A 15,984-nucleotide genomic window follows, 5' to 3' on the forward strand; every position below is an offset into this window, starting at 1 on the left:
CTGACGATGTCTATCCTATCCGCAGCGTGAAGCGCCACAGTTTTTGCAAATCAGGCAGCCTTCCTGGTAAACAAGCGTTTCGTAGCCGCAATTCGGACACTTCTGTCCTTTAAGTTCTGTGCCATTGGGAAGGTACTTTTTCAATGCACGTGCCACGCCATTCTTCCACGTATTGATGGACTCGTTATTCAGTTCCATTTCCTGTACCAGCTTGATGACTTGGCTGATGGGCATTCCATAACGTAACACGCCCGAAATCAGTTTAGCGTAATTCCAATACTCCGGTTCGAACTTACTGTCCAGTCCTTCGAGCGTCATTTTAAAGCCACGCTTGTTCTTGAACTGAAAGTCGTAATGTTTGCGCCCGTCAGCGTCGTAGCTTTTGATGATGCTTCCTTTTTCTACCGTTTTCGGGAGCATAATACCTTCTTCGTCATCGGCCAGACCGGTAAAAATCTCGTAGGGGCGTCCGTTCATCAATCCGACAAAAGCGATCCATTTTTCACGATTGTTCTGGAACTTCACCACATCGGCTTCCAACTCTCGCGGACGTGTCGAGACAATGACCGGAGGTTCCATGCAATCTTCACTTTTCTTCTTATTCTTTTCCGTCGACAATAATACGCCCGAACGTGATCCGTCTCGATAAACCGTACAACCTTTGCAGCCTGAACGCCATGCTTCTACATATAATTTATCGATCATTTCTTCCGATACGTCATTCGGCAGATTGATTGTCACGCTAATCGAATGATCGACCCATTTCTGGATACGTCCCTGCATCCGTACTTTCTGTACCCAGTCCACATCGTTCGAAGTGGCTTTGTAATAAGGAGAGAGCGCAACCAGATGATCGATTTCTTCTGCCGTATATTTTTTCGTTACGGGATAATCGTTTGCCAGCATCCATGTGACAAATTTATGATGAAAAACCACATACTCTTCAAAGGCATCGCCCGTTTCGTCTACGTAATCGATATGTACATCGGCGTCGTTCGGATTCACTTTGCGCCGACGTTTGTACACCGGTAAAAATACGGGTTCAATACCCGAGGTAGTCTGGGTCATCAGGCTTGTTGTGCCGGTCGGTGCAATCGTCAGACATGCGATGTTACGACGGCCGTATTTTACCATATCTTCATACAGGGCCGGGGACTCATTCTTCAATCGCAGGATAAACGGGTTATGCTCTTCGCGTTTGGCATCGTAAATTTCGAATGCTCCGCGCTCTTTGGCCATCTTAACAGAGGAATCGTAGGCCGCCAGTGCCAGCGTTTTCTGAACTTTTTCTGCAAAGTCGGTCGCTTCTTCCGTTCCGTATCGCAGGTTCAAAGCCGCCAACATATCGCCCTCGGCCGTGATTCCGACCCCCGTACGTCTCCCGGCCAGCGTCTTTCGCTGAATTTTCTCCCACAGTTCACGCTCGGTGCGCTTAATATCTTCTCCTTCCGGATCGGAAGCAATCTTTTCCAGAATCTTTTCAATCTTCTCCGATTCCAGATCGATAATGTCGTCCATGATGCGTTGTGCCAGCCCAACATGTTTTTTAAACAAGTCGAAGTCGAAATAGGCATCCTTACTGAACGGGTTCACGACATACGAATACAGGTTGATCGCCAGCAGTCGGCAGCTGTCGTACGGGCAAAGCGGTATCTCGCCGCACGGATTGGTTGAAACCGTACGGAAGCCTAAGTCGGCGTACGAGTCCGGCACTGATTCTCTAAGGATCGTATCCCAGAACAATACACCCGGTTCGGCGGATTTCCACGCATTATGAATGATTTTTTTCCATAGCGATCTTGCGTCGATGAGCTTCGTAACCATCGGGTCGTCTCCGGCAATCGGATATTGTTGATGATACATTGCACCGCTCACTACCGCTTCCATAAATTCGTCATCGATTTTGACCGAGACGTTTGCTCCCGTGACCCTTCCTTCTGTCATTTTTGCATCGATAAACGATTCGGCATCGGGATGTTTGATGGAGACACTCATCATCAATGCTCCGCGACGCCCGTCCTGAGCCACTTCACGTGTGGAATTCGAATACCGTTCCATAAAAGGTACGAGTCCGGTGGAGGTCAGCGCCGAGTTTTTTACGGGTGAACCTTTCGGACGAATATGCGATAAATCGTGTCCCACGCCTCCTCTGCGTTTCATCAGTTGCACCTGTTCTTCATCAATGCGAATAACAGCACCGTACGAATCGGCATTACCTTCTACACCGACCACAAAACAGTTGGACAGCGAGGCGATTTGAAAATCATTGCCGATACCTGTCATGGGGCTTCCCTGTGGTATAATAAATCGGAAATGATCGAAGAGTTCGAACAGCTCCTGCTCCGACAACGGATTCGGATATTTTGCTTCCACACGGGCTACTTCTCCGGCCAAACGACGGTGCATGTCTGTGGGAGTTTGTTCGTAAATGTTCCCAAACGCGTCTTTCAACGCATATTTATTTACCCAGACTTTTGCTGCCAGTTCATCTCCCGTAAAATAATCCAACGATGCCTGATATGCCTCATCGAAAGTGTACGTTTTCAAGCCCATATTTCCTTTATTTATTTGTTGTGTCTTTTAGGCTACAAAAGTAGTTATTCTTTATTTTCTTTGCTAAATTATTTCACAAAAAAATATGTAGCTGTTGAAAAGTTTTCCATAGAAAGTTATTAGTTAGTTGACATATAATGATATGTATTTTTATGAGGTGTGAAAAGTTTTCCAAAAGGTAAAACTTGTCGTATGAAAGGTTTTTCTAAAATACGTGATTCGATGATTTTTTTGAATAACTTTTATTTGAGGAAGGGAAGGGCTTCTGCCAGGAAGTCAGGAGGGGGGAATCTAACTTTTTCAGGATGTCAGTGTAGGAGCGGCAGGTATGAGATTGCAATAAAAAAAGAGGGGGTGTGTGTCAAAACGCAATGTTTGGGTACATCCCCTCTTTAGAGGTTTAGGAATGCGTAGATTATGCCCCCGGGCTGATTGCACCCGTCGGGCATGCTTCTGCACATGTTCCACAGTCGGTACATACTTCCGGATCAATGCGGTAGATATCTCCCTCGGAGATTGCTTCCACCGGACATTCATCGATACATGTACCACATGCAATACAATCTTCACTAATTACGTAAGCCATTTTCTTTTATTTTTAAAGTTAGAACAATGCAAAAGTAAGCAATTCTTCCGATTAAAAAAAATGTTTGTCTTTTTTTTTATTCTTTCCTTTGCTGCAATAACTTTTTTCTTCTTCCGTTATTCATATAAAATAAAAGCAAATTGAGACGAAGTATATTGATGATCTTATGGGGGGCTTTGGCTGTTTCGAGTCTTTATGCTCAACGGCAAAGGCCAAAGAACCAGCCGTATGCCGATATGAAACGGTATCATTTCGGGTTTCATGTCGGGATGCATACACAAGATTTGATTTTAACGCATTCGGGGGTGACAACGTCTGACGGGAAAATGTGGTTTGCCGAAATACCGTCTTATTCGCCGGGATTCAGTGTCGGAGTGATTGGCAATTTATATGTCAATCCATATTTGAATTTGCGTTTTACGCCGACCGTTCACTTTGGAGATAAGAAGTTCACTTTTATTGATGCACGGGCTTCCGATTCCCATGCTACATTTACCACATCGATCCGATCGAATTATCTTACCTTGCCGTTAGATTTGAAATATACGGCGATGCGACTTAATAACTATCGTCCTTACTTGCTTGGCGGCGTCTATACCAGTTTCGACATGGGGCGTAAAAAAGAAACCCCTGTCTTGTTAAAGCCATTGGATTATGGAGTAGAGATTGGCTTCGGATGTGATATTTATTTACCTTATTTTAAGCTTTGTCCCGAGTTGAAGTTTTGTTTCGGACTGGCCGATGTGCTGGAAAAAGACCGTAACGATTTGATCAGCGAGCCTGATCGAGTGTATACTGCAGCACTATCGAGAGCTACTTCACGTTTGATTGTGTTGACCTTTAACTTTGAATGAAAAGTCTCAGATAGAGCCAAATGGCCGGAGTGGCTAACATCATGCTGTCGAAACGGTCTAATATGCCGCCATGTCCCGGAAGAAGTGTTCCGGAGTCTTTGACGCCATAAGTACGTTTGATCAGTGATTCAACTAAGTCTCCCCATGTGCCGAATACCACGATCATTGTTGCAAAAGCCATCCAGTGGTACCAGCTCACCTCAGGGTAAGAACCGGCCAATGCCAACGCTGCGATCCACGCAATGACAAGCCCGCCGGCAAACCCTTCCCATGACTTCATCGGAGAAACACGCGGGAACAAACGGTGCTTGCCGAATGCTGTTCCGACGATATAAGCCCCCGTATCATTAAGCCAGATAAAGATGAAAATAAGCAGCCCATAATAGGGATGGTATGTCTTGTCTACGGGATCAAACATCACAAAATTCAACATAGAAAACAGCCCTGCGCAATAAAACTGCAAGAAGAGCGTCATTGCCCACCGATTTACCGGATTTTCTCTTTTATGATATAAGCCTGCAATCAAGATAAAGATCAGAAAAAGTAAATACGGCGCATAGATTATTTCGGACATTCGCCCGTTGGCATAGAAGAAAGAGGCCGCAAAAAGATAAATTCCTCCGGCGATTTCCAACCATCGGGAAAAGTTTTTGGGGGGATGTAGGGTGGAGGCCTCCGTACCGTTATTATGCCAAATGAGCGTATGAAACTCGTGCAGCGACAAGCCTACAACAAGCATAAACAACGTGAGGTAAGCATACGGATGTAGCGTCATCGCAAGTACGATGACGGCTACATACACCATTCCGGTTACTGTTCTGACGAATAATTTTTTCAAGGTGCAGAGCGTCTTTTAAGAGCCTACTTCCGTTTTCGTGTTTTTTTCCGGTTTTGGAATAGGAGGGGGATCGGGCACGGACGCATCTTGCTGATCCATGATTTCCTGTGAGCGCGAAACCCAGGGGCGTTTGCCAAAAATCGCTTCCAGGTCTTCCGAATAAATGACTTCGGCTACCAGCAATTTTTCGGCCAATTGATTGTGTTGGTCCGCATGCTCGGTCAGAATCCGTTTGGCGCGTTCGAACTGTTCGTTAATCAGACCTTGTACTTCCTTGTCGATCAGTTGTGCCGTCTCTTCGCTGTAAGGTTTGGTAAAGCCCCATTCCTGTCCCGTAGAATCATAATAATTCAGGTTGGGCAGTCGCTCACTCATCCCGAAATACGTGACCATGGCATATGCTTGTTTGGTGACACGTTCCAGATCGTTGGAAGCTCCGGTCGAAATTTCCCCGAGGAAAACTTCTTCTGCCGCACGTCCGCCGAGGGTTGCACACATTTCGTCTAACAGTTGGTCGCGTGTGGTAATTTGTCGCTCTTCCGGCAGATACCATGCCGCCCCGAGTGCTTTTCCTCTGGGGACGATGGTTACTTTAACGAGCGGATTGGCATGTTCCAGCAACCAACTGATGGAAGCATGGCCGGCCTCATGGTAGGCGATACTTTTACGTTCTCTCGCCGTCGTGATTCTTGTCCGCTTTTCCAGACCGCCCACGATCCGGTCAACGGCGTTCATGAAATCTTCCTTTTGTACGAAATTTTTTCCGTTTCGGGCAGCTATCAGGGCGGCTTCGTTGCATACATTGGCGATATCCGCCCCCGAGAAACCCGGTGTTTGTCGTGCCAGAAAATCGGTATCGACCGATGAATCGATCTTGATCGGTCGAAGATGTACGCCGAAGATTTCTTTCCGTTCGTTCAGGTCGGGCAGTTCGACATGAATTTGGCGATCGAAGCGTCCCGCACGCAAAAGTGCCTTATCGAGCACATCGGCGCGGTTCGTGGCGGCGAGGATGATGACACCGCTGTTCGAGCCGAAGCCGTCCATCTCAGTCAATAACTGGTTCAGCGTACTTTCACGTTCGTCATTGCTTGTCATATTGGCGTTCTTACCGCGTGCTCGTCCCACCGCATCAATCTCGTCGATGAATACGATACAAGGTGCTTTTTCCTTTGCCTGCCGGAATAAGTCGCGCACTCGCGAGGCGCCGACACCGACAAACATCTCCACAAAATCCGAGCCGGAGAGGGAAAAAAACGGCACATGCGCTTCACCGGCTACCGCCTTGGCTAAAAGTGTTTTTCCCGTTCCCGGAGGGCCTACCAGCAAAGCGCCTTTGGGAATCTTTCCGCCTAATTCGGTATACTTCCCCGGATTTTTGAGGAACGAGACGATTTCTTCCACTTCCTGTTTGGCTTCGACAAGTCCGGCCACGTCTTTGAATGTCACTTTGACGTGCGAATTTTTGTCGAAGAGTTGCGCTTTCGATTTTCCTACGTTGAATACGCCTCCCGGTCCACCGGCAGCCCCGCCGGCCATGCGGCGCATAAAAAACAGCCACAATAAAATGATAATAACGAACGGGCCGATAGACACGATCAGATTCCACAGCGTATCGTCTCCTTCTTTGAAACTTACTTGCGCTGAGATTTGTTTTTCAGCCACCACTTTGTCGTAAAAATCCGAAAATTTATCAGCCGAAGGAATTTTGACATACACCTTTGCTTCCGTATCGAACGGCTCTTCTTCGCGAGTGAATACCCGTCTCCGGTGGTCGGCCTTGACGGTAGCTTCCAAGAGATTTTTACGATTGTGGACGATTATTTTATCGAATACGTCATCGGCTGCCAACTGCTGAAATTCCGTCCATCCCAACTCTTTCGATGCCGAAAAATCATTCATCAGATACAGTCCCATCAATGCGATAAAAACAAATCCGTACATCCAATACAGGTTGAAACGGAACTTAGGCTTGTTGCCGTTATCGTTCTTCGGCAAATTATTTTTTTCTTCCATACCTTTATATTAAGCCGAAAAATTCAATCCAAATCGGGAATCGCTTTAATCTTCGAATCAGCCCAAAGATTTTCCAGATTATAGAACGAGCGTTGTTCGGGCATAAAGATATGAACAAGAACCGTGCCATAATCCATTCCGATCCATTGTGCATTTCGGTTACCCTCCATCGAGAGGGGTTTCTCACCGGCATCTGTGCGGACGATGTCCCAAACCGAGTCGGAGAGTGACGAAACTTGTGTCGGGCTGTTTCCCTCGCATATGACCATATATTCGCAAATTGCCCCCGATAATTGACTCATATCTACGGTGACGATTCGTTTTCCTTTTTTTTCTTGCAGGCCTTTAACGACCGCATTGACAAGTGTTTTTGTTTGATTCATCCTTGCTTTTTTCAATTCTGCGGGACAAATATAAGTCATTATTTTTTGGCAGGGAAAAAAAAAGATGTAATTTTGCACCCGGAAAGTAAAGAGAAACTCTTTCCTTATCTCATTGTTCTATGGTGTAATGGTAGCACAACAGATTCTGGTCCTGTTTGTCTAGGTTCGAATCCTAGTAGAACAACAAGGAGGCGTCACATGTTTCCCCTCCCCCCCCGAATTTTAAAGTTTCTACACTTTCGGAAAAAGTTGTTTTCGATATAAAAAGTAAAGGAATAGCCGGAAGGCAGTGGCGTTTTTCTTTAAGATTCTTTAGTTGGTGGTCAGTAGTCAGATTAACCACAAGTTTCACTCATTTTTGATCGTTAAGAGCTAACCATTAATGGTTGACGCTGAACAATTAATTTAATTCAGACCTTCGGCCCTTATAAACCCCGCAGAGGCGGTGAGTTGTTGATTTGTTGACATGTTGATTTGTTGATTTGTTGGCTGATTGCTGAATACTGACCGCTAACGATTATATCGGGCTTGCAGCCCTTTCGGGTAATGGTTATGCGTGTTACACGCCGAATCATGTACCCGGCATGACCATTGACAATTAACCATTAATAAATAGGGGGCGAGATCATTCAGCCCAATGCGAAGCGTTGGGGAATAATCAATACCCCGACAAAAGGGCTGAAAGCCTGAGTTAGTCAGCAGTCAATGTTCGGCAGTCGGTCGTTACGTAGAGGTAAACTTGTGTGTTCGCCTCCTTATTCGCCCCTGCACGGCCTATTGACATCGGGTGGAAAATCTCTATTGCGGAAGGTGGAATAAACGACAGTCCTAATACTTACTCATAAAACCCTCAGAATAAGGTAAAACATCTCTGCTGACGATTATGTGTGCAGTGGATAAAAGATTGTCTTTTGGATATTTATATTGTGTATACAAGTGTTATACATATAAAAAAAAACAAAATTTTTTTGCATGTGTGGTGAGGGTATAATTAACTTTGCAATTCCAAATTTACTTAAATTTATTGTATTGAATTGTGGGAATGAAAAGTAGTTTGTGTTTTTTATTGTTGCTATTGCCTTGTTTTGCAGGAAAGAGTTATGCACAATCGATGTATGACAGGCAAGGACGGGTAATCGCCACAAAGGTAAACAATGCACAAATCAATGTTACCGGATCAACCTTTCTGATTGAAGAGGGGCGGATGATTGAAGTGTTGGACGGAGTGCGTCGCGAAGATTTAGGGATCAATTATGCTCGTCCAACGGATGAAAACCGGATAGAATACATCAACAGAGAAGACAAATTGGCAGGCTACTATATTCCCGCGGAAAATCGATTTTATCGTGTAGAACCTCGGAACGGAAAGGTAGAGCATGTGGCCCTGCTTTATGAGAGGCAGATCTATACCATGGACGAAAAACCTGCTTTTCACATAGATACCGGATTCCCACCGGAATGGATAGGGTATGTACTGTTCTTTTTTCTGGGATATTGAATCGCATCCAAACCAATAAAATAAACAACTATTTTTAAAGTAAAAAAATGAAAGAGAATTACATTCTTCGACGAAGGCTAAAAGCCTTTTCTGCTTTTATTGCAGAACATGTGTGTGTGAAAATGCGTTTCCGGCTGATGATGTTTTTAGCATTATGTGCCGTGTCCGGAGCTTGGGCGCAGACTGCTCAGGTAATCAATCCTACGGGAGGAACCGGATTAAGTGACGGGCTGAAAGTTCAAGTAAACTTGAATGGAGCATTAGCTGTCTATCGAAATAATTTAGCACAATATTGTTGTGGGCAAGTTTGGCCAAATGGGGCAACAGGAGGAGTGGCATTAAGTTTCCGCTTTAGCCAAGGTTCTTCATTTAATTCTGCTGCGAGAACTTTGGCTGCTTGTTCTACGACTCCTGTGGAGCAGAATGGGAATACGTATAAAACAAGTATTACCGGATGGGTTCAATCTACTATTTCATCGGATTTGTTTTATGTTACATTGAATGTAACATATACCCACCCCAATAATTATTTTGTGGTAGATTATTTTGTGCGGGCTCCATCCAATCTTTCAACTCCTAATCAAACAGTTCATATATATCTTGATCATGATGCAAATATTTTAGGGTCTGATGGTTCTCGTGGCTATAAAACTGAAAATGCAACAGGACAATTTGTGGGTAATTATCGATTACCTACAGATAATAGTTCGACTTGCAGTCGTTATGCTTCAGGGATATCTCCATCTACTCATGGATTTAAAACTAAGGGGAGTTTTAGAAGTTATTTTACAGGGTATTATGGCTCTCGCAATAGTATAGGATCAGATATTAAATTGTCGAATACAGTCAATACATCATCATGTATAGATGACGGAGTTGCCGTAGAGTTTACGGTGGGTCCATTTACTACGGCCGGACAAGTACTCGCCAAGCAGGTATTACATGGATACGGTAATACGAAAGGAGAATTTGATAATACACCGGTAACGGATCCAACGGTTTCGAGCGTGTCGTCTTCTCCGGTAACGGTTGAACTTACCTCGAATGCCTATTCCGAATCTGAAGGAAACGGCGATCATGCAACCAACACGGTCAAGATACGTGTCAGTGGGGGGCAGTTAACTCAAGATCAGGTATGTAATTTTACGTTGCATAACGGTACCGCTCAGCAAGGTACTCATTTTACGTATGTGAAAGGAGTTACTATTCCTGCCGGAGATTATAACACAGCTAAGGAAATTACCCTGAATAACATCACGATCAAAGATAATACGACGTGTAATAACGACCTTACCTTCCAAATATCGATTGATGATCCCGGTAAATGCAATGATTTGATACGAAAAAGCCCGACCAATAATCAGGCTACCATTACGATTCGGGATGATGAAGTTCACCCTGTCATTACGACGAACTTGCCCGATCTGGAATACCATTACGGACAGACTGTACCTGCCATAACGTTTGCAACGAATCCAACCAATGCGACGGTGACCTGGACGAACTCGAACACGAGCATCGGCCTGAATTCTTCCGGAAATGGAAATTTGCCTTCGTTTACTGCAAAAAACGAGAGCAATGCCCCGATTATGGCAACGATTACCGCTACGCCGCAGGGAATTTGTCCCGGAGCGCCGAAGACATTTACGATCAAGGTGCATTCCAAACTTAAGATTACATACGACTATAACGGAGGGACAGCTCCGACGACATCCAATCCGGCGACATACTTATATGATCAGTCGATGACCATCCAGAATGAACCGACACGAAAAGGGTATACGTTTAAGGGATGGACATGTCAGGAGTTGAACATTACAACCCCGGCTAAACCGTTCGTCATTCCCGCACATACGGATAAGAACCTCACCCTTCGTGCCGACTGGGGACTTGACAGCTATACGATTACATATACACTCGATGGCGGAGTCGTGGAGGGCGGTTCGAACCCGACGTTGTATGACGTGAATACACCGAGTTTCTCGTTGAGAGCCCCCAGAAAACCCGGCTTTACGTTTACGGGCTGGACGGGCAGCAACGGAACGTCTCCGAGTACATCGGTTTCGATCCCCCAAGGCTCTACCGGAAATAAAAACTACACGGCAAACTGGACCGAAAATACGTATACGATTTCGTATAACTACAATTCCGGTAATGCGCCGGCTTCACCCAATAAGGCGAACTATAAGATTACGGAGGTGCCTTTTGACATCAATTCTACGGCCACCGCTAATCAACCCACCCGTACCGGCTATGATTTTACCGGTTGGACCGGGCCTAATGCTACATCGGTTACAAAAACCGTCCATGTAACAAATGCCGTCTTTCTTCCTACGGGCGATCCGCAAAACTTGTCGTATACGGCTAACTGGACGCCGATCAATTATACGTTGACTTATCATCTGAACGGAGGGACGGCTTCGAATCCGACGAACTATACCATTGAATCGGCCGAACTGAGTCTCAACAGGCCTACTCGTTCGGGGTATACGTTTGCCGGCTGGAGTGGAACGGAGCTAAGCGGCCAAGTGATGGACGTGAGGATTCCGCGAGGCTCGACCGGAAACCGTGAATATACGGCTAACTGGACACCTATCAATTATACCATCACATATCTGGATGGTTCGGCTACCATTACGGTACCGGGAGCACCGACGCAATTCAACGATCCGCAGTTGCCGCTTACCATTAACAATGAGCCGACCAAACCGGGCTGGACCTTTACAGGCTGGACAGGCGGCGCCGGAGCAGATGGCGGCAAAGTGATTACCATCCCCAACAATACGCATGCGAATCAAAGCTATACGGCTACGTGGTCGTCGATTGCCTATACGATCACTTTCAACCCGAATGGTGGAGTAAATCCGACGATTCAGCCGAACTGGACAAGTTACGATATGTCTAAGCTTCCGTTAAGTGGTGTCAGTGTGACTCCTACGCGTACAGGATATACTTTTAACGGATGGACAGGACACGGGCTGACGAATCATAAGGCACCATTTACCATCGCTTCTACGACCAACGGAGTACCCGGCAACCTGACCTATACGGCACAGTGGACCCTGGATACGTATAACCTGAACTATGACTTGGGCGGCGGAACGGTTGCAACCGCAAATCCTGCGACATATACCTATACAACTTCCACAATTACGCTCAACAACCCTACGCGTACAGGCTATACGTTTGCCGGCTGGACGGGAACGGGTATCGTGGGAACGAGCATGTCTGTACAGATTCCGCAGGGCTCGGTCGGGCATCGTTCGTATACGGCCACGTGGACGGCTGACAGATACACGATCACTTACGATCTGGCCGAAGGAACGGTGACTACACCGAATCCCGACGAGTATTACGTCACGACTCCTACGATTACGCTCCATAATCCGACGCGTTCGGGCTATACGTTTGCCGGCTGGACGGGAACGGGTATTTCCGGTTCGTCCATGTCGGTACAGATTCCGTTGGGCTCTACCGGCAACCGGACCTATACGGCCACATGGACCCCGATTACGTATACGATTAAATATGTAGATGATGACGGAGCGACCGTATTAACGACTGTTTCTGCCGGAGCCCCGACACAGTTTAACGATACCGAACTTCCTAAGACCTTCTCTGTTACGGCTACTAAACCCGGTTTCACATTCGTAGGCTGGGAGCAGGGCGCCGGTGCAAGCGGAGGACCGGCTATTACGATTCCGAAAGTATCGTCTTCACATGCGCACCAGACCTATAAAGCGATCTGGACATCCAATGCTTATACCATTACGTTCAATGCGAACGGCGGGATTAATCCATCAATCCCCTCTATATGGACAGGGTATGATATGCCTAAGTTGCCTTTGAACAATGTGTCTGTAACACCTACTTATCGAGGGTATACGTTTGCCGGCTGGAACGGACATGGGTTGACAAATCAGACGGCACCGTTCAATATCACCTCTTCTACCAACGGAGTGCCGGGAAATCTGACATACATTGCTCAATGGAACATTATCACCTATAATATAACGTATACACTCGCCGGAGGGACAGTCTCTCCGACGAACCCTGCCTCGTATCAGGTAACGACTCCGGCCATCACACTGAACAACCCGACCCGCACGGGGTATGCCTTTGCAGGGTGGACGGGTACTGACCTGACGACTCCGTCTACCTCTGTGACCATCCCCACCGGCTCTATCGGAGATCGTAATTATACGGCTACATGGTCGGAAAACGGATATACGATTACGTATAACCTGAATAACGGAATGGCACCGGCTACGCCTAACAAGGCGACATTTAAGATTACTGAGGTACCGTTTGTCATCAACACGACCGCTCCAGCCAATCAGCCTACCCGTACGGGATATGATTTTACCGGTTGGACAGGACATGACTTAACGGTTGCTAACAAGACCATCAACGTGCAGGCAAGTACGTTCTCGACCCCGGGTACGCCGGAAAACCTGACCTATACGGCGCATTGGAATCCGATTACGTATACGATCCATTATACGCTGGACCATGGAACGGAAGGAGCAGGGCACGTTACGTCCTACACGGTCGAGACGGCTACCTTTAATTTGGTGCCTCCGACACGTACCGGCTGGACGTTCGTAGGCTGGACCGGAAGCAACGGCTCGGTGCCGCAAACCACCGTTACCGTTCCTCAGGGATCAACGGGCGATTTGAACTACACGGCCCACTGGAGCGCCAATGCTTACACGATAACATTTAATCCGAATGGAGGAGTGAATCCTACGATTCCATCTAATCTGGCAGGATATAATGTGACGGATTTACCACTTGACGTAAACTTGACCCCGACCCGCCTGGGATATACTTTCAAAGGATGGACGGGGCACGGACTGCCGGGCACACCGGATCCGTTCCGGATCGAAAATACGACACCGGGTGTACCGGGTAACCTGACCTTTACGGCTACGTGGGACTTAAATAACTATACGTTACACTATCATCTGAATGGTGGAGTCCATGTGCCGGGAAATCCGTCTACTTATAATGTAACACAATTACCGGTTGACATTGCAACCGAACCGACACATTTGAATCCGAAAGCGATTTTCATCGGATGGACATGTCGTGAAATACCGACAGCACCCATGGCATTGACATTCACTATTCCGGCAAATACAGCAGGGGATTTGAACTTCGATGCACATTGGACCAGGGATTTGGACAGTCTGAACAATAACCATCCGGGTAAGATCAACGATACGTTGTTTGTGTGTGAGGGACCGCGTATCCTATATGGCGATCCGCAGGGAAAATCCTGGCAATGGATATTACCCGACGGACGGATACTGACGACGAAGAACATTGATGCAATGAAATCCGGACGTTATGTGTGCAGCACAAACTATGGAACCAGAATTGTCAACGATACGCTACATGTGTACTTCCTGATGGAAAACAGTAGTTCATCCATCCGTTATATTACGACAACGGGCGCTAAATTGAATCGTGTACAGGAGTTTGTGCTTGATATTCCGCGTGAGATGTGGCCACATGTTACTTCCAACTGGAGCGTCTCCGGAGGAGGAGTTATCCGAAAAGCTTCGGCCGACTCGCTAATGGTGACCTGGAGTACGATGGGTGAGAAAGCAGTTACTGCCGATGTGACATTTACGTATGCCGGTATCCAATGCAGCAAGCGGGTATCTACGAATATTCAAATCAGTCAGCACTCGCTTGGGTTCTTTGTCAATCATCGGGCTACGGGCGGACAGCGAGATGGTTCGTCGTGGCAAAATGCCTTCCTGAACATTACCGATGCGCTTGCTCATGCTACGGTGGGCGACCGTATCTGGGTGGCTCAGGGAACGTATCAGCCTATGTCCGGACGATCCTTTGAGATTCTGCAAGACAGTATCGAGATTTATGGCGGTTTTGAGGGAACGGAAGAATACTTGTATCAACGTAACATTGCCCTGTATCCGACGATCGTAAAAGGAAACGGGACGTCGGTGTGGAAGGTGAAAAATTCGATGAGAAGCCGTATTGACGGGTTCGTGATCGAAGACGGACGTGCCGAGCGAGGTGCCGGCGTGCTCTACGAAAGCGCTTCGGGTACGGTAGCTAACGCGATTATCCGTGATAATATAGCCACTAAGCAGGGAGGAGGAATCTATCTGCCTGCACCGTTACACGGTCATCCGGCATCATTGATTGTCAATACTGAAATCAGTGGAAATCAGTCATCCGAAGGTGCTGGGATTTACAATGATGGAGGAGACTTGCAGATGTTGAATGTGACGGTCAGCGGCAACAAGGCTATGCGTGGCGGCGGATTGTATAACAAGGCAAGCAGTCCCGTGATTACGAATACGATTATCTGGGGCAACGTGGCTACGGAAGACGCTCCGGCAACAAATGATGTAGTCAATGACAGCGGTTCTCCTCTTTATGCATTCAGTATCATCGGCGGTTCGAGAACTTCGGGCGGATGGAATGCGTCTCTCGGACGAGACAGTCAGGGCAATATGGACCGTAATCCGCTGTTCCTGCACAAAGGGTTTGAGAGTGACGGTGTGACGATGCGTCGTGGCGATTACAAACTTGCGAATTTAAGTCCAGCCGTAAACGGAGGCTATAACGGTGCTCTATTACAGATAAAGACACCGTGGGATATCCTTTTGCAATATCCGAAGTCGTCCTACCATTCAGGCGTACGCTTCGATTTGAGTCATAAGGAACGTATCAGCGACAATCGTGTAGATATCGGAGCCTATGAGTCCAATGCCGGAGATCTTACGTTTAATCCGATTGAGCGTCCGGTGACCCTGCCTGAAGTACCGGGGCTGATTACCGAACCGGGACCAGGTATACATATGGTGAAGGGACAAGAGAATTTTGTCTTTACCGTACGGCCGAAAGCAGGATACAGCCTCAAATATCTGACTGTAACAACCGGTATTCCCGTTCGTGACAAACACGGTATCATTATGAACAAAAACAGCGACGGCAGTGTGACCGTTACGATATTGAAAGTCTGGGAAGCGCTGGACGTGTCGATTAACGGTGTCAGTCCTGTTTCCAATGCGTCAATGCCTCAGCATAAGGTATGGGCACACAGGCAACATCTCTATATCGAAGCTCAATATGCCACCATCATGCAACTTTATACGCTTGATGGGAAGCTCCATACTCAGCAGATGATTCCACAAGGCAATACGAGCTTTCCGTTAGCGGCGGGATTCTATACCGTAGTCATGGATGGTCGGGTTTACAAAGTGATGGTAGAGTAA

Annotated in this window: 8 protein-coding genes and 1 tRNA gene; 4 read left to right on the plus strand and 5 right to left on the minus strand. The window is 46.9% G+C overall.

The genetic code is table 11. The features are described from left to right. Positions 1–15 precede the first annotated feature (15 nt). Together BFO_RS10265 and BFO_RS10270 are read right to left on the minus strand one after the other, a co-directional pair. Positions 16–2,553 carry an adenosylcobalamin-dependent ribonucleoside-diphosphate reductase gene (locus BFO_RS10265; protein WP_014225651.1) on the minus strand — a complete coding sequence of 846 codons (2,538 nt, stop codon included), beginning with the start codon at positions 2,551–2,553 and terminating at the stop codon, positions 16–18. 415 nt (positions 2,554–2,968) lie between these two features. Beyond that, positions 2,969–3,139 (minus strand): DUF362 domain-containing protein, encoded by a 171-nt coding sequence (locus BFO_RS10270; RefSeq protein WP_014225652.1) that lies wholly within the window; start codon positions 3,137–3,139, stop codon positions 2,969–2,971. A 140-nt stretch (positions 3,140–3,279) separates the two neighbouring features. Here BFO_RS10270 and porT point away from each other — a divergent pair, with 140 nt between their 5' ends. Beyond that, complete coding sequence (porT, locus tag BFO_RS10275) at positions 3,280–3,993, plus strand: type IX secretion/gliding motility protein PorT/SprT (RefSeq protein ID WP_041590869.1); 714 nt, start codon at positions 3,280–3,282, stop codon at positions 3,991–3,993. Here porT and BFO_RS10280 read toward each other — a convergent pair. From BFO_RS10280 to rsfS, 3 genes are read right to left on the minus strand one after another with little or no spacing between them, the layout of a single operon-like run. Further along, positions 3,980–4,831: a phosphatidate cytidylyltransferase gene (locus BFO_RS10280; RefSeq protein WP_041590870.1), complete on the minus strand. Its 852-nt coding sequence runs from the start codon at positions 4,829–4,831 to the stop codon at positions 3,980–3,982. The genes porT and BFO_RS10280 overlap by 14 nt on opposite strands. Before the next feature lie 15 nt (positions 4,832–4,846). Next, positions 4,847–6,847 carry an ATP-dependent zinc metalloprotease FtsH gene (gene ftsH, locus BFO_RS10285; protein WP_014225655.1) on the minus strand — a complete coding sequence of 667 codons (2,001 nt, stop codon included), beginning with the start codon at positions 6,845–6,847 and terminating at the stop codon, positions 4,847–4,849. Positions 6,848–6,870: 23 nt separating this feature from the next. After that, positions 6,871–7,230: a ribosome silencing factor gene (gene rsfS, locus BFO_RS10290; RefSeq protein ID WP_014225656.1), complete on the minus strand. Its 360-nt coding sequence runs from the start codon at positions 7,228–7,230 to the stop codon at positions 6,871–6,873. 113 nt (positions 7,231–7,343) lie between these two features. Here rsfS and BFO_RS10295 point away from each other — a divergent pair. The 3 genes from BFO_RS10295 (at position 7,344) to BFO_RS10310 (ending at position 15,984) form a co-directional block, all read left to right on the plus strand. Beyond that, positions 7,344–7,414, plus strand: a tRNA-Gln gene (locus BFO_RS10295). A gap of 858 nt (positions 7,415–8,272) precedes the next feature. Further along, a complete protein-coding gene (locus BFO_RS10300) occupies positions 8,273–8,728 on the plus strand; it encodes a hypothetical protein (RefSeq protein WP_140230667.1) in 456 nt (151 codons plus the stop codon). Between the two features lie 833 nt (positions 8,729–9,561). Next, positions 9,562–15,984 carry an InlB B-repeat-containing protein gene (locus BFO_RS10310; protein WP_014225658.1) on the plus strand — a complete coding sequence of 2,141 codons (6,423 nt, stop codon included), beginning with the start codon at positions 9,562–9,564 and terminating at the stop codon, positions 15,982–15,984.

It is taken from the genome of Tannerella forsythia 92A2, from assembly GCF_000238215.1.
Taxonomy (GTDB): domain Bacteria; phylum Bacteroidota; class Bacteroidia; order Bacteroidales; family Tannerellaceae; genus Tannerella; species Tannerella forsythia.

Bases quoted from the DNA above. Each gene is read 5' to 3' on its own strand.
- BFO_RS10265 (WP_014225651.1), bottom strand. From the start codon at position 2,553: ATGGGCTTGAAAACGTACACTTTCGATGAGGCATATCAGGCATCGTTG.
- BFO_RS10270 (WP_014225652.1), bottom strand. From the start codon at position 3,139: ATGGCTTACGTAATTAGTGAAGATTGTATTGCATGTGGTACATGTATC.
- ftsH (WP_014225655.1), bottom strand. From the start codon at position 6,847: ATGGAAGAAAAAAATAATTTGCCGAAGAACGATAACGGCAACAAGCCT.
- rsfS (WP_014225656.1), bottom strand. From the start codon at position 7,230: ATGAATCAAACAAAAACACTTGTCAATGCGGTCGTTAAAGGCCTGCAA.
- BFO_RS10300 (WP_140230667.1), top strand. From the start codon at position 8,273: ATGAAAAGTAGTTTGTGTTTTTTATTGTTGCTATTGCCTTGTTTTGCA.